Below are 22,059 nucleotides of genomic sequence, written 5' to 3' on the forward strand. Positions count from 1 at the left end.
GCGGTTAAAACCGCGTTAGTTTTGCTTTGGAAAACGTCGTTCGTCAGGTGGGTGGGCGCCGGGCATCGGCACGTTTGATCCGTTTCGGGATCACGCGTCGGGGCACGACTCCATTGCGTGGACCGTCATTTTGATCTGCCGATGCGGCGGCACCCGGCTTTGGCGCTGTCGGCACCGGGACAATGGGTGGCGCGGGCTTTGCAGCCTTGCCGACAGGGCCGAAGGCATCGAGGCGCTCATCTGCCTTTGGGGTGCCAAAGGACTCAACAAGCTCAATCAGGCTTTCGACGAATTGATCCGCTCCGCAGCGTTGCAACACGTCAGGATTGTCACGTGCGGCAATCGCTTCTGTCAGGGAAATCGGTAAAACCTTGTCAAAAAGCCCATCGGCCTCGCGGGTGACACGGGCGACAACCCGTTTGCGGTCGCTTTCGCTCAGAAGCTTGTCCATGCGCGTGATGAGCAACAGGCTCCGGTTGTGGAATCGCGCGGGCAGACACTGCCAGAGCGCGGCTTCCGACTGACGCCAGGCTTGGGTCGAGGGGGTGCACCAGATCACGCCATCCACCCGCGTCAGCATCCTTTCCCAGATCTCCGACGGCATGTTCGGGTCGGACGTGCCGGGCATATCGATCACGTCGCAGAATTCGAGAACCTCCGCGTTCAGGCAGATGCGCACGGCCTGCGTTTCGCGATGCGACACCGTATCGAGATCTTGCGATGCGATGGGGATCTCCGCGCCGGAATTGTCGATCCTGCATACCGCTTCCGGCCCGTGTTGATACCAGACCGGCGGCAATTGGGTGGCCGTGACCTTGACCGGTGAGACGCTCTGGCCAAGGAGAAGATTGGCCAATGTGCTCTTGCCCGCGCTGAACTCGCCCATAAGGGCAATGCGGGGTCGGCGGTTCACAAGGATGGTTGTTTCGGGGGCCATCATCGGTTCTGCGCTCATGTGGTAACCTCCAGGCTGTCTTGCGGGCCCGAAACGGCGCGCGAGGATGTTGCGGGGCTGGGTCTGACGGGGCGGACCGGACGGACCGGTGCCGAGGGGGCGGGGTCCGCCCCGGGAACATTGGGCTGTGTCGCTTCGGCTTGGACGCCCGATGGGTCTGCATGCACGCCATGCGTCCGCGCGATGTCGAGCAGGATACTCCTGTTCGTGGCGAGGAACTCCGAAAGGGCGTGATGCAGGGAGGCTTCGAATCCCTGTGCGTGATCGGTCACAAGCGTGTCGAGGATCGGCTGCGTTTCCTGCCGGATCAGATGTGCGAAATCATCGGCACAAGACTGGTATCCCTTGCGGCGGCGCCAGAAACGCGACCACCACGTGCTGCGCAGATCCAGCGCGATGGTCTGCCCGAGCACGACCGGGGGTTCCGGTGTGGGCACCGGGGGCGGCTCCAGCGTCGGGCGTGCGCTGTCCAGCGCGAAGGCCTGTTCATAGAGGGCGTTGAGATCCGCGGCGGCGCGGTTGAGGCAGTCGGATCCGTGGCGGGATGCCGAGCGCACATACCGTTGGAAGCTTGACCGCAGAAGAACCCGCAAACCGCACGGGTCATAGGACCAGACCTCCAGTTCACCATAGGCTTCGAGATGTTTGAGCAGGGCTGCGGTGGCGCGGTTCACAAAGGTCTGACGCGAGGTCTCGATCCGCTCCATGAGCCCATGGCGCAAGGGCGCGAGCCCGTGCAGAAACCGGCTCCGTGCCGCCTGTTCGATGCTGTCCAGCGCATCGGTGAGGTCTGCTTCCGAGAGGCGGCACAGGGTTTTGCCGCCGGTGGCGATAGCCGAAGCCATGGCGTCTGATGCGGTGACACTCTGATCAAGGTTTCCGATCTCGACCGCGATTTCCTGCAAGATCTGTGATCCGGCTCCGGCTTCGATGCGGGTCGCGATGGCGCTGCCGAGCGCTTCCATGCCGGACAGGTTCCAGACCATCTCCTCGACGGTATCAAAGGGGCTTTGCGTGCCGAACGTGGCGCGTGCCCAGCTCAGCAGCGCTTCCGCGCTGTCTCGCCCCAGAGAGTCGACCCCGCCCGCCATCGCCTCGCTGGCCCAGTAGCCGCAGCCAAAGATGATCTCGGCATCGGTGGGGCCGTCATGTTTGCGCAGCGTTTCTCGAATGCTTTCGCGGATCTCCGGCACTTCACGGCCCGGATCGGACAGTTCGTCGATGCGATTGACAAAGATGATCACGTCGCGGGATTTCACGTTGGATATCATCCTCACCAGCGCAAGGTCGACGGATGTGAGCGCCTGGCTGGCTGCGAGCACCATCACGCACAGGCGGCTGCCGCGCAGCGCATTGATGGTGATCTGCTCGCGGATCATGAACGTGTCGTTGACGCCGGGCGTATCGCGCAGGCAGAGCCGCACCGGCAACTCGGGTTGCCGGAGCCAGAGATCGGCGGTGCGCGTGATATCGGCAAACCGGCCCTTGTCGCGGTCACCGCCGGCCTCTTCCCAGAAATCGTCCCCCATGCACACGTAACGTTCGATCAATGCAGCATCGAAATTCTCGTAATCATGCGATTGCCCCAAGAGCATTTCAAAGCGCCGTCCGAGGCGGTCGCGGGACTTCTCCCGCATCGCTTCAAGCTGTGCGCGCACCTTGTCGAGTTCATCATCGGCACCGGCGCGTCCCGCCAGCTCGCCCATACGGCCGCCGCGCGTTACGAGGTGGCTCCATTCCTCTTCGGTGAAAAAGCGGAAAGAGGCATGCGCGGTGCTGCGCCGGGGTCCGGGCTGCATGTGCAGGGAGGTGACCACGGAGGTCCATGGGTTCACATCGGCGGGCAGCATGTCGTTCCAGCCGGTCATGGCATTGACAAGCGTGGTCTTGCCCGCCTTGACCTGTCCGATCATGGTCACGCTCGGTTCGAAATCGCGGATCTTGCGGCGCAATTGCTGCGCCTTAGCGACAATCGAAGGGTTGGGCGACGCGCAGGCGTCGACCAGACGTGCATCGAGCTCTGCGAGTTTTGCGGCGAGCGGATCGAGCCCGCTGTAGGTCCGGGTCAGAAGGTCGGATGGCGTCGTCTCTGGGGATGGCATCATTTTACTCCTGGATTCCGGTCAAGGCGTGGGCTTTGCGGGGCGATCGGGTCATGCCGCCAGTGCCCGGACAACATCGTCGCGCACCTGCGCCAAAAGGACGGCGGCTTCGGCAGCCTCCGTGGCTGTGCCCTCGATCCGCAGAAGCAACATCAACTCGTTGGCCTCCTCGAGCATCTCGACGACGCCGGGACAGGTGTCGCGGATGGCCGGCTCGTCCTCGGCGCGTTCGAGAAGCGCTTCGAAAGCCTCTTCGAGCCGGACCAGTGAGGCCGATGCTGCCGCATCCTCCAACATGTCTTGGGGCGCATCCGAGAGCAGGTCCCGCGCGGCGGCGCGGATGAGAAACAGCATGCGAGAGAGCGTTGCGCGCGCGGCCGCGGGCAAGTCCGGCGCCTCCGGCGTTATGGCCGGGAGCGCCTCACGCGCGCCATATGGCATGGGGGAAGCCGATGCGCTGTCCGGCGCAGATCCGCAGGACGCCGACCCCGGTGCCGGAGGGTCGTTGCGGGTCACAAGCCGCAACTCCGGCGAATCCGGGCGGGCCGGCGACTCCGGGGTCGACACAGGCTGGAGGCGCGGCTCGTCCGCACCCTGTTGCGCGAGCAAGACATAGGCGGCGTCGAGGTCCTCGCGGCGTGCCTCGGCAATCATCGCGGCGATTTTCTGGCGAAGCATTTCGGCGCTTTCCGTCGATACCATCGCCATGTCCCTCTCCATCGCGATGGCGCAAAGGCCATGCGACAGCCCGGTCTGGTCGGTCTGCGCGATCCGTGTCGCCTCCGCCGCGTTTGTTGCCACCAGCAGTGCGTGGTTCTTGAGCGCATCCGGAGCGGATTGCCACAGGGTCTGTTCCGGGGCCGACCAGGTCCGCGTGCACCAGATGGCAATATCGCAGCGCTGCGCCGCCCACAGCAACGCGGCACGACACTCTTCTGGCGATGGTTCGGTCACGACATTGAGCAGCGACATCTGTTGGAGTGTCGGCAAGGGCAACCCGATCTCGGCGTACAAGAGATCCGCACCCAGAGCGATTGGCAGCGTCGCGTCGCCGGAGACCGTGTCTCCCGCTTCCGTCGTGACCGTCATCCGGGGGGCGGCCGCATGGCTGATCCGGGCCGGAGCGGCTTGGTGATCGGGAGCAAGCACCTGTGCATCGACCAGCGCATTGAGCACCGGAGCCTTGCCTGCACCGGGCAGGCCGAACACCGCGACACGCACCGGCGTCTGCAACCGCTCGATCAGTTTGACGCAGCGTTTGACGACCCGTCCCGATAGCCCGTCGCGGGACCGCAAGGCGTCGAGACCTTCGAGCATGTCGGCGGTTTCGCTCATCGGACTGACTTCTTGGCAAAGGAGGCAAGTATCGCGTCACGTGCGTGCAGGACCCGCTCACCGATCCGTCCGGCGAGGGACGTGCGCGGGGCGTGGCGGGCATGGTGTGACATGTCCGTGATTGGCGCGGGCGCGTCCAGCGCGGGTTTGATGACCACGATCGACACATTGTCCTGATCGGGCGCATCGCGCGCGGCAACGGCGTCGATCAGGGCACGGGCGATATGCTGGCTTGGTCTGGCTTGGCCACGGTCGAGAATCGCCGCGATGTCCCGGTCCTCCAACACGTCCAGCCCGTCGCTCGCCATCAGAACGATGTCTCCGCCGCACAAGGGGACAGGGTCAGCGGGGCAATCGATCCGTGCGATGGCCGACCCAACCAGCGCTGACGTCAGGCATGCGCGTTGCGGATGCGTGCGCGCGGTTTCGGCATCAATCGCGCCTTGCTGCACCAGCTTGTCGATTTGCGGCGCGAGGGAGTGGATTTCGTTGAGCCGGGTCAGGGTGCCATCGCGGAAGAGATAGAGCCCGGAGTCGCCGATCGAGATCCAGCGCAGGCTGGACTTTTCGATCACCGTGGTGATCAGCGTGCCCCCCATGCCCGGCTGACCGGTGCCGGAGGCGACTTGATGATGCAGGCTTCGGTTCGCCGCTTGCACCGCGTCGTGCAGCCGCGCGCTGACGTCGCCACGCAGCGCCGCATCGGGCCGCCCGGAGACGCACAGCGCGCCGAACACCTCGGACACGATGATCCGCGAGGCGAGGTCGCCATCGTCATGCCCGCCCATACCGTCCGACAACACCGCGAGGCCAGTCTCCGCGCCATCGGCGAAATCCGCCACTACCGCATCTTCCTGCCGGTCACGCCGCCCAAGGGCCACGGCCGTTGCCACATCGGCCAGCGGTTCAGCCACGGTCATGCTCCGGGGTGTCTTCGTCCTGTGCCCAGCTGAAATCGGGTCCGCAGAGCGCAACGTAGCGCAGCGTTGTCTTGCCCACGCGGATCTGGTCGCCATTGCTGAGGGTCTCTGACGAGACGAGCGGTTTGCCGTTCAGGCGCACAAGATTGGATTTTCCACCATGCCCGATCAGGACTTCGTTTTCCTCTTCGTCATAGGCAATGGAGGCATGGTTATCGCGCGATATGCTGTCATCGCCGAAGCTGAGCGGGATGGTCTGATCTGCGCCGCGGCCAATGGTCGACAAGCCTGCGACCAAGGCAAAGGACGCACCCCGCCCAGGGCCGTCAACGATCACGAGCCATCCGACCGGACAGGTGACCGGCTCGGCGGCGCTCGGGGCGCGCTCTGCGGCAAAGGCATCGGGTATCAGGTCGTCGGAATGAAACCCGAGGAGGCGGGTCTTTACCCTTGCGTTGCGCGCTCCCGGCGCGGTCGCTTCTGGCGGCTCTGCCGCTAAGGGCGGCGATGCGGCGGGCATGCCGGGTGCGGCGGTCTGGGTTCCCGCGCGGGCGAGCGCCTCTCTGGCCACGGCTCCGAGGTCGTCGGTCTGCGATGTGCCGAGCGCATGCAGCGATGATACCAGCCGCGTTTGCGGAGGCTGGACCGTTGACGCCGAGTGGGACGCTTCGTGCTCTGTTGTCGGCCTTGCCGGCCGGGTTGGTTCGGATGCGCACTCCGGCTCCAGATCCCAGATCTTGCGGCGCGATGGCGTGCGTGCAGGTTCCATGTCGGCGTCTATCCCGCCGCGGTCGCGGTCTCCGAGATCGGCCATTCCGTCGAGGGCCACACCTTCAGGACCCGTCGCCGCGCCCGACTGCATGGTCGGAGGTGGGGCCTGCAGCTCCCATTTCGGCAACTCAAGCGGCGGTGGCGGCGGGTCGTCCCGCTCTTCGCGCAGCCGTGACATGCGATCCGGCAAGATGTCTTCCATAGGCGGCACAGGCTCAACACCATGTTTGGCGGTCTCTTCTGGCTGACGCGAAGGGCGCCGGCGGGCGATGATGTTGCGAAACGTCGACATGGTTACTCCTTGACTGGATGCATGGCGCCGCCGGGTCGGCTGTCGGGGGATTTCCGGAGCGAAAACAGCCCGCCGAGCCACCCGGTCCAACGGGAGCCCCGCTCGCCGGGCGCGCCGTGATCGGCTTCGGGGTCGAGAAGGATTTCTGTGTCAGACCCGGCCAAGACGGAGGCGTGCGATCCGAAACCCTGAGACGACCCAAAGCGCCGCTTTGTCTGCGTGGCCTGCACCCGTGCAATCTCCGCGCGGATTTCATCGGGGTCTTCATTGAGGATGGCCCAATACTGGCGCTCGGCCTCGCGTTTGGCGGCAAGCGGATCGGGAGGTGTTTCTGTCTGTTCGGGGTCGCGCGGCGCGTCCTTCTGTGCCGCCCGGATGAAGTTGGTCGTTTCAGAAACCAGTTCCGAGATCCGCAGCTTCAGGTCGTCGCTGATCTCGCCCTCTTCCACCTGCATGTGCGACGGCGCGGTGCTGGTCTTGCGCCCGGCGATGACGTCAAGCCATTCCTCCGCGGTGCTCAGACGATCCTTGGCAAAAAGGGCCAGACAGGTATCAATTGCCCCGAGAAACGCGTCGTCATAGCCAGATACCCGCCCGCGCAATGGTTGATACGGATCGCGCTCGTCCTGGGCGACGGCGGCGAGACGGATGTTGCTGTTGGGCGGCGCACGCCCGACGATCAGGTGATGCACGGTCGCGGCGAGCGCGTAGAGATCGCTGGATTTCTGTTGCGTGCTGCCCATCAGGTAAAACTCCTGCGGCGAATACCCGTCCTTGACGGTGTGCACCCGCGACAACATGCGGGTCGTGCGCGCGGCATCTTCGCGCGCGGCACCAAAATCGATCAGCACAGGCATGCCGCCGGGCGCCAACAGGATGTTGTCCGGAGATATGTCACGATGCAGCATGTCGTTGCGATGCACATAAGACAGCGCTTCGAGCAGGTGATGCAGAATGCGCCGGATTTCTTTCGGTTCGAGCAGTTCGGGCTGGCTCTCCAGCACATCGAAAAGGTCAGGCCCTTCGACAAAATCCATCGCCATGTAAGCGGTGCCGTTATCCTTGAAGATCTGGTGGACCCCGACGATGTTGGGATGCTCAAGCTGTGCCAGCGCGCGGGCCTCGCGCTCGAACAGTTCGACGACACGGTCGAAATCCATGCCTTGCGAGGTGGAGCGCAAACGCACCGTCCCGGACGCACGGCAGCACATCGCACCGGGGAAGCACTCCTTGATGACCACTTTCCGGCCGAGGCTGTCATGGGCGAGATAGGTGACGCCGAAACCGCCGAAATTGAGGTAGCGGACAATCGTGTACTGGCCCTGGCACAACACCGTTCCCGCGGGCAGTTCGTCTCCGACCGGCGGTGGGGCGTTGAATTCGGGATCCGCCAAGTCTTGCATTGTTCCGTCGCCTCCTTTCATCATGAAACCGGTCGCCAGTTCGTGCCTGCGCGTCCTGTCTAAAAAGGCGGTGCAATGGGGCGGAAAAGTGTCGCGAGATAGGCGCAGGTCCGACAAAGGCCGTGAATGCTAGAGGTCTGAAATTGAATAAAAATATTCGTATTTTTTGAGCGGCGTCGGTGCAATCTTTTATCTGGCGGGGCGTCTTGCCCGCCATCCTGCCACCCGCACCAAAGCGGCTACATGAACGGCGTTCCGGCACGACCACAGGCTCCATCTCATGCCGCATGGCGCGCGCCAAGGGCCAGTCATGGCGTCGCAATCCGCAACGGGCTGCGCTTGGTTGGCGGGCAGGGCCCAGCCTGTCGCGGCCACGGCGCATCCAGGTGCTTGTGCTCGCGAGGATCATGGCGCAAAGCGCTTTCGGAGCCGCCGTTGCCTGTGACTGTCGCGCTCTGCATAGTGACGGCGCATGTGCCGCAGCCGATTGGCGGGCGCCGATTCCGCAGACCTGGCAGGATGCCCGCAGCAAATTGAAAGGACGATTTCACCGTGTCGCATCCCATTCCAGACTGGGACAGAGTCGATGCCTGGATCGCGGCCTGCCTGCGTGATCAGAACGTTTCTGACCCGATCCCGTCGGAATGCGATCCCGACCGGCTGATCGACAGGATGGTATATCATGGGGTGCTGGGGTGTCTGGTTGCGCGGGCGGATGCCCATGCGGTTTTTCCCACGGCCCTGCTTGCCGGCATGCAAGAGACCGCGCGCGGTCAGGCTTTCTGGGAGTTGGGCCATCACGCCGCCCTCAGACGGTTGATGGGCGCGCTTCGCGACAAGGGCATCAAGGCGCTGGCGCTGAAGGGCACCGCGCTTGCCTATTCGGTCTACGACCGTCCGGCCAGCCGGGCGCGGGGCGATACGGATCTGCTAGTGGTCCCGGACGATGTCGCGGCCGTCACCGAAATTCTCCTGACGCAGGGATATGACGCGTGGTCCTCCACAGGCGGAGAGATACGCCTTGCAGAGATGACCTTTTCCAAACAGGACGCTCACGGCCTGGACCATGTCATCGACCTGCATTGGCGGCCCAGCAATCACATGGTTCTGAGCCAGAGACTGACCCGCGAGGCGCTTTTTGACCGGGCGGTGCCATTGGATGCCTGTGCCGAGGGTCTCTTGCGACCGCATCTCGTGGATGCGCTTCTGATGGCCTGCTATCACCGGTTTGATCATCTCGGGCGCGCCATCGCCGTGAGCGGGGTTGAGCATGAGAGCGACACGCGGTTGATCTGGCTGATGGATGTGGTCAAGATCGCGCAACGGCTGACCGATGCGGAGTGGCGCATGTTGTGTGAACGCGCGCTCGACATGGGGTTCGGGTCGGTCTGTCACCAGACACTGCGCGTGGCCCGGGACCTGCTTGGGGCAAGAATCCCCGATCCCGTTCTGGACCGGCTCGGCGCCGCTCGCCCGGATGGCCCGGTCGATCGGTTTTTTGCAGCCTCCGCCGGGGGGCAACTCTGGATGAACTGGTGCGCCGCTCGTGGCGCCAAAGCCAAGCTTCTTTTCCTCAAGCAGCTCGGTTTTCCGCCCGAAGCCTATATGCGGGCGCATTTCGGACAGGATCAGCGGCGCGAATGGCTTGGCACGCTCTATCTGCGGCGGGCGTTCGGCGGTGCCGCCAAGATGGCGCGGCGTCGGGGGTAGGCGCGATGAAACTGGGTCAGATCCTTGAGTTTGCGGTGCCCTATCGCGGGGCGTTTGCCCTTGGGTTGGGGCTGTTGCTGTTGCAGACCGGTTTCACCCTCCTGGCGCCATGGCTTTTGGGTGCGCTCGCGGAAGGCGTGCTCGACAGAGCTGCAGCCGCGGCACAGGCCGTCGGCACAGCCGGGCTCGCGATGGGGCTGATCTGCCTTCTCGCAGTGCGGGCCGCGGTCTCCTATCTCAGCGGCGTTATCCTGTCCTCCACGTTCGAGCGCATGACGGCCGATCTGCGCACCCGCCTCTACGCGCACCTGCAGGCGCTGCCACTGACTTATTTCAAGTCAAGCGCGGCGGGTGAACAGATCGCGGTTTTGACACGGGACGTGGATGACGTGGGCGATTACCTGACCGAAGATGTGATCGGTCTTGTCCCGTCTCTCTTGGTGCTTGTCGGGGCAACGGCGGTGATGATCGCGCTCGATCCGTCCCTCGCGCTGCCATTGGTGCTTGGGGTGCCCTTTTTCGTGATACTCTCCAAACTGCTGACCCGGCGGCTGCGCCCGATGTCGCGCGCAGCGCGCGACCGCTACGGGGCGGTTGTCTCGCTTGCCGAGGAAAACTTCGGGATCCTCCCTGCGATCAAGGCCTTCACGCGCGAGGAGGCCGAACGCGAACGCTTTCGCGACCGGATGCGGGTGCTGCGCGATCAGAACCTCGCCCTGGTGCGACTGGAAACGGCGGTTTCGCCGGTGGTGCAATGGGGCGCGGCCAGCGCCATCGTGGTTGTGCTCTGGGCGTCGCAGGACCGGGTTGCCAGCGGCGCGCTGGACATCGGCGGGCTTGTCAGCCTCCTGCTCTATGCCGGCATGCTGGCGGCGCCGCTGTCATCGCTGGCGTCGATCTGGGGACGCACCCAGAGCGTGCAAGGCGCTTTGGAGCGGTTGCAGAACGTCTTGGACGAGCGACCGGAACAGCTCGATGAGGGGATCGCGCCGGAGCATATCCAAGGCGATATCCGCTTTGAGGCCGTGTCTTTTTCGCATCCCGGACGCAACGGCACCTTGCGCGATCTCAGCCTGCATATTCCTGCGGGCAAGGTGACAGCCTTGACCGGCGCCAATGGCGCGGGGAAATCGACCATGGTCGATCTGCTCTTGCGATTTCTGACGCCTGACGCCGGCCGGATCACGCTGGATGGTCGGGACTGTCAGTCGCTGACCCTCCGGGCGCTGCGGACCGCGATCGGTGTCGTGCCGCAGCAAACCTTGCTCTTTGAAGGCACGATCCGGGAGAATATCGCCTTTGGGCATGTGGAGGCCGAGGACGCAGCGATTGCGCGTGCAGCCGCGCAGGCGCAGGCGGCGGGGTTCATCGCCGAATTGCCCGCGGGCTATGACACGCCGATCGGACCACGTGGCGTGCGTCTGTCGGGCGGCCAGCGGCAACGCATCGCCCTGGCGCGGGCGTTGCTCAAGAACCCGCCGATCGTGATCCTCGATGAACCGACAGCGATGTTCGATCCGGAGGGCGAAGCGGCCTTCGTGTCGGCTGCGCGCAAGGCGTTGGCCGGGCGCACGGTGATCCTGATCACGCATCGCCCGGCGAGCCTCGCTTTGGCGGATCGCGTGGTGCAGCTTGATCAGGGGCGCATCATCGAGACCCACAAGCGCGGCGCAGACCCGATGGACAGCACCGCATGAGCGGGCTTTGCGGCTGGCTCGACCTGACCGGGCAGGACCTTCCCAAGAATGCACTTGCGCCCGTGATGGCCGCTCTGCGGCAGCGCGGCCCCGACGGATCGGCGCAGTGGCAAGACGGTCCCATCGCTCTGGGGCATACGCGGTTGATCACGACGCCGGAGGCCGCGCGGGAAATGATGCCCCTGAAGGAGCCGGAAAGCGGCTGCGTGATCACCGGCGATATCCGTCTCGATAATCGCGACGGGCTCTTGCCCGCTTTGGGGTTGGCAGAGGGCGGCACCGGCGACGGTGCGCTTGTGCTTGCGGCGTATCTGCGGTGGGGAGAAGACTGCCTCGCGCGGCTCGAAGGGGATTTCGCATTTGCCATCTGGGATCCGCGCGCAGGGGGGCTGTTTTGCGCCCGCGACCGTATGGGCATGCGCCCGTTCCTTTACAGTCACGCGCCAGGCAGCGGCTTTGCCTTCTCATCCGAGGAAGACAGCTTGCCACTCTTGCCGAGTGTGTCGGGCCGTTTGGATGTGCGCCGGATCGGGGATCTGCTTTTCGAGGAGTATGAATACCGCAACGCGGAAGACACGTTCTTCGAAACGGTCCGGCGATTGCCCGCGGCACATTGGTTGCGCGTGGACCGCACCGGTCTGAAGATGGCGCGCTATTGGGCGCTATCCCCTGTTGACCCGCTCCGGCTGCCGTCCGACGACGCCTATGCCGAAGCCTTCAGGGACGCATTGAACGCCAGCCTGCGCCCGCGATTGCGGGGGGTCAAACCGGTGGCCTGCATGTTGAGCGGCGGAATGGATTCAGGCGCCATTGCCGGGCTGATCGGGCGTGAACGGATCGCATCCGGTCAGGAGCCTCTGGCCACAGTCTCCGCGGTGGGTCCGGACCCGGCACAGTGCCGCGAGACCTGGATGATTCATCAGGCATTGACGATGAGGGGAATCACATCCGATTGTGTGCGGCTCGATGCCATGGAGGACATCATCGATGACCTCTGCGCGCAGACCTTGTCCCTCAAGGATCCGTTTGATGGCCCGATGACTTTGCTGCGCGCTGTTTACACCAAGGCGCATCGGGCCGGTCACAAGGTGGTGCTCGACGGTGCCGGGGGAGACTTGCTGTTCGCCTGCGGCTCTCCGGTGGCGGCGCATTTGCGCTCTGGACGGTTGTTGCCCGCATGGCGGGAGCTTCAAGCTGAAAAAGAGCATTGGGCCAATCACTTTGCCCTGCCGGTCGGACGGACCCTCCTTCAGAACATGTGGCGGGCCTGGATGCCGACCTGGATTCGGTCCGCGCGCGCGCGACGCTTGAACCGCGCGTGGCAACCCGATCACGCGCGCAGCCTTGCAAGCCCGAAATTCCTCGGGCGAACCGGGTATTGGGCGGAGTTGGTGGCGGAAAAGACCGCACGCGATGTCGACATCGAGCCCGATCAGGTGCGACGGGCCAGAACCATCGGTGGCTTGCTGGGGATAGTCGCGCGCGAACGATACAATCGCGTCGCAAGCCAGTTGGCGATTGAACCGCGAGATCCCTATTCCGATCCGCGTCTCGCGCAGTTTGTCCTGTCTCTTCCGATCTCTCAGTTGCAGCGCGACGGATTTCCCAAATGGATCCAGCGCAACGCGATGCGTGGCATCTTGCCGGATGCCGTGCGGTGGCGAAAAGGGTTTGATCACCTCGGCGCATCGTTCACGGGGGCGGTTTTGCAGCATATGCACAATCGTGGCCTCTTTGACCCTGTCGACGCGTTGAGGCAGGTTGATCCTGTTGCCGCGGAAGCCCTCGGCGACCAGAGCGTTGACCTGTCTGACGGCGTGGCGGACGAGGCCACGTACTTGCTGATCTGGGCGGCTCGGGTCGCCGGCTCGGCAGACATGGCTCGGTAAGCCAAGACGCATGACTTGGCGGCACGTGCCTGTGTTCTCGGGGCGCGGAGGCGTTTCAGGCCGCTCTCTAAGCGGTTATGCAAGTGTCAAAACGGCGAATGGAATCGCTGGGTGTCAACCTTAACGGGTGAGACGGCGATTTCGCACCGAATAGTGGTGTTTCGCAGTCGTTGAGATTGCTTTCCGACCGCATGGCGCATATGATCGGGCAGAGATTTACGTAAGGAAGTTGACAATGAAAAAGCCCAATACGGCACAGCGCTACGAAAAGCCTAAATTGAAGGTCTATGGGTCTGTCAGCGCAAAGACCGCGGGTGGATCGGGACGTCGGAGTGAACCCAACGGTGGGCCAAACAGTAACGACCCCAGCCGTCGTCCATAAGCTGAGAAACCGAGCTGCGAGGGCGGCTTGAGCCGCGTTTGGGAACTCTGGCAGGATAGAATCTGGTGGCGAATCCGATCACTGTGTAAGTGGTGCGTCTCTCAACACGAATTTGGGTCCGTGGTGTGTCTGCGGGCCTTTTTCTTTTCTCACTGCATGGTTTCACGAGGGTTTTGTGGCCGAAACCGAACTACTGATCTGGGAAGATCCCCTTTCGGGGATACGGACCTTTCAGCGGACGGATGCGCCGGCCCTCGTTCGATTTGAGGCAATCGACGGCCTGTCCGTTTCCGTCAACCTGCACGACCTCGCCCCGATCGTAGACAACCCGGAGGTCTCCGATCCGTCCGAAATCCAGCATCTCCTTGAAAGCTATGTCGATCCGCGGATTGCGGCCCACGATGGCGCGCTTGTTTTGCACGGGTCGAGCGTGGTTCTGGACGCGCGCGCCGTGCTTTTCATTGGGCAGACCGGCCGTGGAAAGTCCACGCTGATGTCCAGCTTCTGGTCGATCGAGGGCGCGCGGGTCGGTGATGACAGTCTGATCTGTGACGTCCATGAGGCTCCGCCAACCATCCGCGCGATTGGCCGCAGCTGCCGGTTGCTGCCCGACAGCCTGTCTGCACTGGCGGCGCCACGTTCCAGCGCCCCCATCGGCGTCGATGGCGACAAGCGCAGGCTTGAGATTGACGCGGCCCAGCTTATGGCGGACCCGACGCCCCTCGCGGCCGTCTTCTCGCTTGACGAGGATTGCGGTGGCGCGGCGATCGAGGCCCGCGCCCTCTCCTCCGGCGACGCCTGTATGGAGATCATTGCCAACAGCTTCGCACTCGATCCGCGCGCGCCCATCCCGGCCAGGAAGCGCATGAATGCGGCAGCGGCGCTGGTTGCGGCTGTGCCGTGTTTCGCATTGTCCTACCCGCGTGACTACGCGCGCTTGCCAGAGGTGCAGGCCGCCATTCTGGCTGCAGCAGGTATGGAAGGATTGTCGCTCCACCACGGCTCCGCTATGTCAGGCGAGAGCGCGGAAGGGTAAGCATCATGGACCATGCCATCCTCTACAAGGCCGACAGCGGCGTGATTTCCACGAATTCGGGCGATGAATTGGTGCTTTTGAGCCTGACAACCGAAACCTATTACGGATTGAATCCGGTCGGGGCGCAAATCTGGGAGATTCTGCAAACCGGGGGGTCTGTGGATTCGATCTGTGCGGCGTTGCAGGAAAATTACGATGTTGGTGCAGAGGTGCTTCGGCTTGATATCGAAGCGGTGATGCGCGATCTGCTGGACCATCGGCTCATCGGCGAGGCGGACGCTGCGGCCCCCGTCACGGGCCAGTAGGGCGCCCGGGTGACGCCGGTTTCACCACATAGGCTGACAGCGTCGCGCATGGTCGACCTCGCGCGGGCGGTGCTTTTTCTCGCTGTTGCGAGGGTCCGCGTGGCGCGAGCGCCGCTGGCTGATTTTGCCGTGACGACACAGGGCCGCACAGAGCCTCTCAGCGCCTTTGAAGCGGCGCTCGTGCACCGTGTCGCCTGGGCCATTCCGCGGGCCGCAAACCGTGTGCCGTGGCAGAGCAAGTGTCTCGTGCAGGCCGTGGCAGCCCGGACATGGCTTAGCCGTTCCGGGATCGATGCGGAACTTGTCCTTGGCATGCCGCGCGAGCGGACCGGACCGTTTGAAGCCCATGCGTGGTTGCGGCGTGACGGGATCGTCATCACCGGCGGTGATGTTTCCGGCTACGTCCCGTTCGAAGCCAAACGTTCCTGACCAAAGCGCCAACGTGCCTGGCGGGGAGTACGGCTCTTCTGAATTCATCGGCTTGCATCGGCCAAGGGCTGCATGAGTCATTGCGTGCGCCCGTGAGTGGGGTAGTCTGAACACCGACAAGATCGCAACGTGGGGAGAGCAGCCATGAGACGCGACAGACGCCTGTTTACAGTGGGATTGGCGGCATTGGCCGTCACCGGTTGCACCGGCGGGCCGGGCACCGCTCCGCGCGCCGGAGCGGCGGCGGTCGATCCGGCCTTCCTGCCGCAACCGAATGCGGCCTATGACAGCTGGGTGGCTGCCTTCAAGGATCGCGCGCGCGCGCGGGGCATCACCGATGCCACGCTTACCGCAGCCTTCCGCGGTCAGGGGTTCCTGCCCGGTGTGATCGACCGCGATCGCAACCAGACCGAGTTCAAACGCAGCCTCGAAGACTATCTGGCCATTGTCGCGCCCGAAGAGAAAGTGACCTTTGGCCGGCAGGCCTATGCCCGCCAGCGTGCCGCGCTCAATCAGGTTTCCGCGCAAACCGGCGTCGCGCCGGAGATCCTCGCGTCGATCTGGGGTGTAGAGAGCTATTTTGGCACCAAGAAAGGCACCATTCCGGTTATTTCCGCCACCTCGACGCTTGCATGGGAAGGGCGGCGGGGCCGGTTCTTCGAGTCCAACCTACTGGACGCGTTGCGCATCGTGCAAACCGGGGATGCCCGTCCGAACCAGCTTGTGGGGAGCTGGGCGGGAGCCATGGGGCACACGCAGCTGATCCCGAATGCCTATCAGGCCAACGCTGTGGATTTCGACGGCGACGGCAAGCGCGACATCTGGAGCGACAACCCGATTGATGCCTTCGCGACCACCGCGCGGTTCCTGACGCGGGCCGGGTGGCGGTCCGGTCAACCCTGGGGGCTGGAGGTCCGCCTGCCAGCGGGTTTTGACGCCGGACTTACGGGGCGGTCTCGCAAACGCAGCGTTGCGTCCTGGAGCGGTCTCGGCGTGCGGCCTGCGCGGGGCGGGGCGTTGCCCGAGGCGGGCAGCGCGGCGATCCTCGCGCCGATGGGGGTCACCAGCCCCGCGTTCCTCGTGTTCCACAACTTCGATATGATCCTGCGCTACAACCCGTCGGAAAACTATGGGCTGGGTGTCGGATATCTGGCCATGCGCCTTTCCGGCGGCGCGCCGCTTGTCGGGCAATTCGGACCGGACGCCAATGGGTTGACCCAGGCGGATCGCAAGGCGCTGCAACGTGGACTGACCCGGGCCGGGTTCGATGCGGGCACGGCGGATGGCGTGATCGGGCGCAAGACCATCGCTGCCATCGAGGGTTACCAGAGGCGCGAAGGCCTGTCCGTGACGGGAACGCCCTCGCGCGGCCTGCTCGATCGGCTGCGTTAATCTCGCATCGGGCGGGGGATGCGCCGCGCCCGGCCAGTCCCTTGCGCGCCGGTCTCAGATCAGCAGCTTGATGGGTTCCAGCAAGCCGGTGTTGCGCAGCGTTCGGACGGGGTATGTCTCGTCATGCACAAGCCTGTCGAGCGAAAATCCGGGTTCGATCTGGGCCAGCCGATCCGCGACGGACCGGGCTTTCTCCAACTGTCCATCCATGGCGTAGAGCGCCAGAAGGTGGCGATAGGCGGGGCGCGAAAACGGCGCCGAGCGCACCGCGGCCTCGCCAGCCTCGATGGCATCAAACGGGCGCCCGGCGGCGATGGAAATCACGCAATGCCCGGTTTCCCACCAGTGGCGAAACGGGGAGGACCGCGCGATCTTGCAGGCCCGGGCGGAGGCGACAAAGGCTTCTTCCGTGCGGCCTGCGAGCATGTAGCCTTCGGCAAGCGCCTTCCACGCAAAGGCGCTGACGGGGTTGCGCTCGACCGCGACCCGGGCGTAATCCAGCACGCCGGCCGGATCACCAAGCGCCGTGCCGCGCACCTTCGACACAATGGCGTGGATCAGCCCGTTATCGGCGTCAAGCTCCATTGCCTTGTGGTGGAGCGCAATGGCCTCTTCGCTCAATCCGCGCTGGTCTCCTTCGGGCATTTCCATCAGCTGCGTCAAACGGATCAGGCTCGACCAGGCGAGATACAACCCGTTGCGGTCCTGCTCAAAGGCCCGGGCCATGAGGTCCGATGCCTCGTGCAACGCCTCTTGCTCGAAGCTGAACATACGAAAAAGCCCCTGGCGGGAGAGCGCTGTCGCGCGGGCCTCGGGGCGGTTGCCGTCAAGGATCTGTGGCAGTTTCCCGACGATCTGATCCGCCGCTTCGAACGCTGTCTTGGCAATGCGTTCATCGGCGTTGAGAATTTCGCCCAGAGACGCGATTGTCTGGGTCTTGGAATAGAGGATCCGACCGGTCGCTTGATGCACGGCCTTGAGGAACAGTGCGTGATCCGCGCCATCCGCGACGATCTGCGAGGTGATCGTCACGTCGCTGCGCGGCAGGTCGGTCTCGTCATCGCTCCCATCCGATTGGCGCCAGGCACGGACCTGTTCGGAAACGGTTTCGCCGATCTGGTTGGCAAGCACGTCGCCCATCATCTGTTGGCGGGCGCTGTCTTCGGAGACCGTGCGGCAGGCGATGAGCACGCCGCGCGAAACGCGTGGGGTGTCGGCTTCGATCCGGGCGGCCCATGTGGCCCGTTCCTGCCGGAGCCAATCCTCGAATTCGGGGTCGCGGGCATCCAGCCCCTGTAGGATCTCGGTGCCCTTGATCGCGGCGAGAGACGGTGCTTCCAAAACGTCGACCTGCAAGCGCGCGGCATCCAGCCAGAGGTCCGTTCGGTCCGCATTGAGCACATCGCGCCACGCGCCCAACGCGGCCCGCACCTTGGTCAAGGCCTGCCGCAGATTGGCGCTCGACTGTTCCGGAGCAAAGCCCGACCAGAGCTTGTCCTCGACCCAGCGGCGTGGACGGGTCATGCCGGGGCTGAGTGCGAGCAATGCCAACAGGGCTTGGTTCTTCACGCCTTTGGGCGTCAGGTTGGTGCCGGCCTCCGACTGGACTGACAGGCTTCCCAAAACACTGATAGAGATGCGCTCCGCGACGTCTTTCATGACGCGCATATTACCCCAAACCCGCCACCAAGCCAGCAATTACCATGGCCAAGCCGTTGTCAGAACGAAGCAAAATGTGCCGCTTGCGCCCGATGGCGTAAGAAGAGGCTTTGACGCGCGGTATTTGCCCGGTCACAATCGCCGCAGTCATTTATGCGGAGACCTTGCATGCCAACCTATTCACACCAATCCCATCAGTCCCATCAATCGCACCAGTCTCACCAATCGCATCAGTCCCACCAGTCCCACCAGAGCCATCAAAGTCACGAGAGCCATCAGGGCGGCCCTGATACGGGGTTTTCCGGCGCGGCGCTCGGCATGGCGCGGGATGGCACGATTGGCCATTGGGACGGATCGGCCGATCGCGTGCCGCCCGCTCCGCGTGACAGTTGGGCGGCATTGCGGGCGCTCGGGACCAATCCGCGCCGATCCGTGATCGATACCACGCTGCAATCGCTGTTTCAGGTGCGCGTCGAGGCCGATCAATCCGCGGGCCATGTGATGATCGCGGGGCATGCCGATCCGCTGGTGACGCTCGAGTGCCCGGATGATGCGCTGTTGCGGGATAACCAGCTCGGATTTCTCCGCGCGGCGGCGGATTTGCGCCCCGACCGCCTGTCCGAGATCATCATGCAGACCGATGACATCCAGACCTTTTTTGCCGGGGTCAGCTATCTCGCGCCGGACGGCACGAAATGGACATTGGCTCTCAATCAGGCGCTGTTCCGGCTTTGCACGGCGACGGTGCACCCGCTCAAGCATGGGCTGGACGTCTTGCGGCCGATCACCCTCAGCCGCAAGCTGCAACCGATCATTCAGACCCCGCCGCATGGCGCCTGGCCCTCCGGACATGCAACCGAAGCCTTTGCATCCGCGACGCTGTTGACCCGCTTGTTCTATGACGGGCCGTTTGACCCGGTGGGCCAGATCGCCGCGGGCAACATGCTCTATCGCCACGCCGCGCGGATTGCACAAAACCGCACTGTCGCGGGGGTGCATTTCCCGACAGACAGCATGGCGGGTGCGGTGCTTGGCATCACGTTGGCGGAAGCGGTGGTGCGTTTGCTGGATGGGGAAAAGACGACCCCGACACGGGTCTTCAAGGGTGGCGCCTATAAAGAGGATTTCAATCTTTCGCTGCTTAACTCGGCGCTGCAACAGAGTGCGCAGATCGAGACGGGGGAAGCGCAGATTTCCGGCGTGACCTTGCCCGATTGGTGCCGTGCTCTTTGGGATACCGCCCAATCCGAGCGGTGACCGCTTTGATGAGTGCGCCTTGAGGTGTCAGCTTCGAAGGTTGTGTTAACGAGTAGCCGGGTTGCCTTCGGGCAATCCGGCAATTCGGCACGGGTGCACCCGGATCAAAGCGGCCCGCATGTGCAGTGTCACGCAGCGGCGCCTCTGTCGCAATGCCGCCGGACTGGCCATTTGCCTAAAACTCTTTGCATTTGGATCGCGCGCCCGTCGCGTTCCCCGCAGTCAAGGACACCACCACGGGCGAGCGCGCCATTCTGCATCCACCGACGGCGGGGCGTCAGAGCCTGCGCGCCGGCGTGGTTTCCGGCACTTCCACGATATAGGCGCCGAGCCGCGCGCGATGCTCGGCTGCGACCGGGATCAGCGTGATCGCGCCGGAACCCGGCACGGCGAGATTGGCGGCCCCAGTGCCAGTTCCGATGGCTGCAAGACCGTCCGCTGACAAGGCAAGCGCGCGGCTCAGCCGCCCGGCGGCCGCGCTTGTGCCCGAATAGAAACGGCACGTGCCGGTCTGCGTGCCTGTGCCGCCCACGCCTGACAGGAACGCCCCGTCTTCGGCCACCATGGAAACCGTCGGACCGGGCACGGACCAGATGCTGCCTTGCGCCGTGTAACGGGCAGGGCGGTAATTGCCGGCGTCCTGCGTGGCGCAAACCGGGCTGCGCATGGCCGCTCCGGCGGTGAACACCTGGGGTGCGATGACGGAGGCCATCGCATTATGTGCGCCCGCATGGGTGATCGCGCCGTCTTCGGACAGACCAAGATAGGCCATGACCTCGGGGTCCCACGCGTAGGCATCGGAGGCGTCGAAGTAGGATTGCCGGGTCTCCCCGCGATACCCGCGGGGGGCGTCGTCGCGCTGAATCTGGAGACTGACGGCGGCCTGCGGCCCACCGGCGCAATCCTGCACTGCGATGTGCCAGGCTCCCGCCGGGGCGAGCGGCTCGAACCCGTCGCGCGCCTCGCTCGGGGCAAGCGCGATCACGTAATGCGCGGGTGTGCCGTGGCCATGACCAAAATCCCGTGGCGGCACGTGAAAGATCTCTGCCACCGGTGCGCCTGCGGATATCAACTGGCGCGATGCGCCGACAGGTATCGCGACAAAACCCGACGCCGTTCCACATGGTGTGGTCACGTTGAGCGCAAACCGGTCCGAGGACGCCTTGCGCGGGTGGATTTCCATATAATTGGCTGTCTTGTCGCCGGGTTGCACCCGCCATGTGAGCGTTTGTGCTTCGCCGCCCGCATCGTTGCCGGAAAACCCGAGATCGGCCATCAGCGCGTCGCGATGGTTGTTGCCAAAAGACCAGACCACGCGCACCGGCTGGCCGGTAATCTCTTCCCAGAGCGCCGCCTCGCGCGCGACCTGATACTCAACAAACCGTCCGCCGTTCTTGGGTCCGGCGAGAATGCCCAGCGATATGTTGACGATCACCGGCGCGCAGGCATCGAGCCGCCGGGCTTCATGCAGAATCCAGCGCATCCCCATGACGATATAGCTTTCGCAGCGTGTGCCGGAGGTATCGTCAATCGAATCCGGCGGCAGAGAGACCGCCATCAGCGGCCAGTCTGCGGCCGGGTCTCCGGGATTGGCGCCTGCTGCAAGATCAAGCACATGGGTGCCGTGGCTATCGCTGAAATCCGTGGCACGCCGGCCGGTATGCGGAAACAGACGCGCGTTGAGTGCCCCATAGACATCAGCCTCCCCGCCGGTTTTTTCCGCAGCGGCCAGATGCGCATTGATTGTCTCGCGCGACAGGACTTCGCCGGCAAGAACGCCATTTCCGTCACCGGTGCTTTCCTGTGCCTGAAGCCAGACTGCGTGAAACCGGGTCTGACCGTCCCCGTCGCGGAAGCGCGCGTTGAGATGGGCAATCCCGTCATCGATCACCGCGACGATTGGCGCGCCGGACCCTGTGCCCGCCGTAAAGGGCGCGCTTTCTCCGCCGCGGGTCTCGCCCTGAACGATTTCCACGGGGACGCCGCGGTCGAGGATCGTGAACAACGGGTCAGCGTCCGCATTCTCTGCGGCATCGAGGCGTCTGTAGAGCGTGTATTCATCCGGAAGGCCGACAAAGGGGTCGTTCTCGATCCGCGCCTTCAGCAATGCGGATTCGTGGCGGTCCATGATCAGCGGCGCCTCGGGGTCTTCGAGCGCGTGGAGTAGCGCCTCGCGGGCGTCTTCCGGCGGTTCGGTTGCCACAAGCCGCACAAAGACCGGCTCGTAAAGCGGTCCACGCGTTGGCCTGTGTCTGCGGGCGTCCAGCCGGGCTGCCCAATCGAGATAGGCATCCTCAAACGGTCCGGGAGCAGGGTCGTTCCAGGTCAAGCTCATGGTCGTGCTCCTTTTCATGTTGTGACGAGAGGCGTGGCACTGTGCGTCAGCAAACGCCGCAGGCGTGCGGTGCGTCAAGCCCGCGCTATAGCGCAGACGCCTCCGTGAACGAAATTTGCGCCGGATTGGCGCAGGTTTCACGCTGCGTTCACGGAGCGGAGCCACTGTGTCCTTAACGTTGCGTAAGGGT

At 64.2% G+C, this 22,059-nt stretch carries 16 protein-coding genes; 8 read left to right on the forward strand and 8 right to left on the reverse strand.

The window, feature by feature from the left end; genetic code table 11:
- Window positions 1-43: 43 nt before the first annotated feature.
- From J1C49_RS14410 to J1C49_RS14435, 6 genes are read right to left on the reverse strand one after another with little or no spacing between them, the layout of a single operon-like run.
- Window positions 44-955, reverse strand: coding sequence for a dynamin family protein (locus J1C49_RS14410; RefSeq protein WP_227446532.1), 912 nt, complete (start codon window positions 953-955; stop codon window positions 44-46).
- Window positions 952-3,057 carry a dynamin family protein gene (locus J1C49_RS14415; protein WP_227446533.1) on the reverse strand — a complete coding sequence of 702 codons (2,106 nt, stop codon included), beginning with the start codon at window positions 3,055-3,057 and terminating at the stop codon, window positions 952-954. The genes J1C49_RS14410 and J1C49_RS14415 overlap by 4 nt, the downstream gene beginning before the upstream one ends.
- 51 nt (window positions 3,058-3,108) lie before the next feature.
- Window positions 3,109-4,392 (reverse strand): hypothetical protein, encoded by a 1,284-nt coding sequence (locus J1C49_RS14420; RefSeq protein ID WP_227446534.1) that lies wholly within the window; start codon window positions 4,390-4,392, stop codon window positions 3,109-3,111.
- The gene (locus tag J1C49_RS14425; protein WP_227446535.1) at window positions 4,389-5,306 is read right to left on the reverse strand and encodes a protein phosphatase 2C domain-containing protein; all 918 of its coding nucleotides are present in this window, start codon (window positions 5,304-5,306) and stop codon (window positions 4,389-4,391) included. The genes J1C49_RS14420 and J1C49_RS14425 overlap by 4 nt, the downstream gene beginning before the upstream one ends.
- Window positions 5,299-6,375, reverse strand: a complete 1,077-nt coding sequence (locus J1C49_RS14430) for an FHA domain-containing protein (RefSeq protein ID WP_227446536.1) — start codon at window positions 6,373-6,375, stop codon at window positions 5,299-5,301. Before J1C49_RS14430 ends, J1C49_RS14425 begins: the two co-directional genes overlap by 8 nt.
- 2 nt (window positions 6,376-6,377) lie before the next feature.
- On the reverse strand, window positions 6,378-7,778 hold the full coding sequence (locus J1C49_RS14435; RefSeq protein ID WP_227446537.1) for a serine/threonine-protein kinase: 1,401 nt from the start codon (window positions 7,776-7,778) through the stop codon (window positions 6,378-6,380).
- A gap of 552 nt (window positions 7,779-8,330) precedes the next feature.
- On the opposite strand from J1C49_RS14435, the gene J1C49_RS14440 reads away from it, so the two are divergent.
- From J1C49_RS14440 to J1C49_RS14470, 7 genes are all read left to right on the forward strand, one after another.
- Entirely contained in the window at window positions 8,331-9,488 is a 1,158-nt protein-coding gene (locus tag J1C49_RS14440) for a nucleotidyltransferase family protein (protein WP_227446538.1), read from the forward strand.
- 5 nt (window positions 9,489-9,493) lie between these two features.
- The gene (locus J1C49_RS14445) at window positions 9,494-11,185 is read left to right on the forward strand and encodes an ABC transporter ATP-binding protein (RefSeq protein ID WP_227446539.1); all 1,692 of its coding nucleotides are present in this window, start codon (window positions 9,494-9,496) and stop codon (window positions 11,183-11,185) included.
- Window positions 11,182-13,074: an asparagine synthase-related protein gene (locus tag J1C49_RS14450; RefSeq protein WP_227446540.1), complete on the forward strand. Its 1,893-nt coding sequence runs from the start codon at window positions 11,182-11,184 to the stop codon at window positions 13,072-13,074. Before J1C49_RS14445 ends, J1C49_RS14450 begins: the two co-directional genes overlap by 4 nt.
- 557 nt (window positions 13,075-13,631) lie before the next feature.
- Entirely contained in the window at window positions 13,632-14,492 is an 861-nt protein-coding gene (locus J1C49_RS14455) for a hypothetical protein (protein ID WP_227446541.1), read from the forward strand.
- A 5-nt stretch (window positions 14,493-14,497) separates the two neighbouring features.
- Window positions 14,498-14,797 carry a PqqD family protein gene (locus J1C49_RS14460; RefSeq protein ID WP_227446542.1) on the forward strand — a complete coding sequence of 100 codons (300 nt, stop codon included), beginning with the start codon at window positions 14,498-14,500 and terminating at the stop codon, window positions 14,795-14,797.
- Window positions 14,798-14,845: 48 nt separating this feature from the next.
- The gene (locus J1C49_RS14465) at window positions 14,846-15,226 is read left to right on the forward strand and encodes a lasso peptide biosynthesis B2 protein (RefSeq protein WP_227446543.1); all 381 of its coding nucleotides are present in this window, start codon (window positions 14,846-14,848) and stop codon (window positions 15,224-15,226) included.
- Window positions 15,227-15,370: 144 nt separating this feature from the next.
- Entirely contained in the window at window positions 15,371-16,618 is a 1,248-nt protein-coding gene (locus tag J1C49_RS14470) for a lytic murein transglycosylase (RefSeq protein WP_227446544.1), read from the forward strand.
- 54 nt (window positions 16,619-16,672) lie between these two features.
- Here the strand turns inward: J1C49_RS14470 and J1C49_RS14475 are convergent, their stop codons facing one another.
- A complete protein-coding gene (locus J1C49_RS14475) occupies window positions 16,673-18,277 on the reverse strand; it encodes a transcriptional regulator (RefSeq protein WP_227446545.1) in 1,605 nt (534 codons plus the stop codon).
- Window positions 18,278-18,445: 168 nt separating this feature from the next.
- Between J1C49_RS14475 and J1C49_RS14480 the strand changes: the two genes are divergently transcribed.
- Window positions 18,446-19,534 (forward strand): phosphatase PAP2 family protein, encoded by a 1,089-nt coding sequence (locus J1C49_RS14480; protein WP_227446546.1) that lies wholly within the window; start codon window positions 18,446-18,448, stop codon window positions 19,532-19,534.
- 277 nt (window positions 19,535-19,811) lie between these two features.
- Here the strand turns inward: J1C49_RS14480 and J1C49_RS14485 are convergent, their stop codons facing one another.
- Complete coding sequence (locus J1C49_RS14485; protein WP_227446547.1) at window positions 19,812-21,869, reverse strand: S8 family serine peptidase; 2,058 nt, start codon at window positions 21,867-21,869, stop codon at window positions 19,812-19,814.
- Window positions 21,870-22,059 lie beyond the last annotated feature (190 nt).

The organism is Cognatishimia sp. F0-27 (genome assembly GCF_020667845.1).
Classification (GTDB): Bacteria; Pseudomonadota; Alphaproteobacteria; order Rhodobacterales; family Rhodobacteraceae; genus JAFMPQ01.

What these genes read in the sequence shown, in the direction of transcription:
- J1C49_RS14465 (WP_227446543.1), top strand. Translation starts at nt 14,846, where the DNA reads ATGGTCGACCTCGCGCGGGCGGTGCTTTTTCTCGCTGTTGCGAGGGTC.
- J1C49_RS14470 (WP_227446544.1), top strand. Translation starts at nt 15,371, where the DNA reads ATGAGACGCGACAGACGCCTGTTTACAGTGGGATTGGCGGCATTGGCC.
- J1C49_RS14415 (WP_227446533.1), bottom strand. Translation starts at nt 3,057, where the DNA reads ATGCCATCCCCAGAGACGACGCCATCCGACCTTCTGACCCGGACCTAC.
- J1C49_RS14420 (WP_227446534.1), bottom strand. Translation starts at nt 4,392, where the DNA reads ATGAGCGAAACCGCCGACATGCTCGAAGGTCTCGACGCCTTGCGGTCC.
- J1C49_RS14430 (WP_227446536.1), bottom strand. Translation starts at nt 6,375, where the DNA reads ATGTCGACGTTTCGCAACATCATCGCCCGCCGGCGCCCTTCGCGTCAG.
- J1C49_RS14435 (WP_227446537.1), bottom strand. Translation starts at nt 7,778, where the DNA reads ATGCAAGACTTGGCGGATCCCGAATTCAACGCCCCACCGCCGGTCGGA.
- J1C49_RS14475 (WP_227446545.1), bottom strand. Translation starts at nt 18,277, where the DNA reads ATGAAAGACGTCGCGGAGCGCATCTCTATCAGTGTTTTGGGAAGCCTG.
- J1C49_RS14410 (WP_227446532.1), bottom strand. Translation starts at nt 955, where the DNA reads ATGAGCGCAGAACCGATGATGGCCCCCGAAACAACCATCCTTGTGAAC.
- J1C49_RS14450 (WP_227446540.1), top strand. Translation starts at nt 11,182, where the DNA reads ATGAGCGGGCTTTGCGGCTGGCTCGACCTGACCGGGCAGGACCTTCCC.
- J1C49_RS14460 (WP_227446542.1), top strand. Translation starts at nt 14,498, where the DNA reads ATGGACCATGCCATCCTCTACAAGGCCGACAGCGGCGTGATTTCCACG.
- J1C49_RS14445 (WP_227446539.1), top strand. Translation starts at nt 9,494, where the DNA reads ATGAAACTGGGTCAGATCCTTGAGTTTGCGGTGCCCTATCGCGGGGCG.
- J1C49_RS14485 (WP_227446547.1), bottom strand. Translation starts at nt 21,869, where the DNA reads ATGAGCTTGACCTGGAACGACCCTGCTCCCGGACCGTTTGAGGATGCC.
- J1C49_RS14480 (WP_227446546.1), top strand. Translation starts at nt 18,446, where the DNA reads ATGCCAACCTATTCACACCAATCCCATCAGTCCCATCAATCGCACCAG.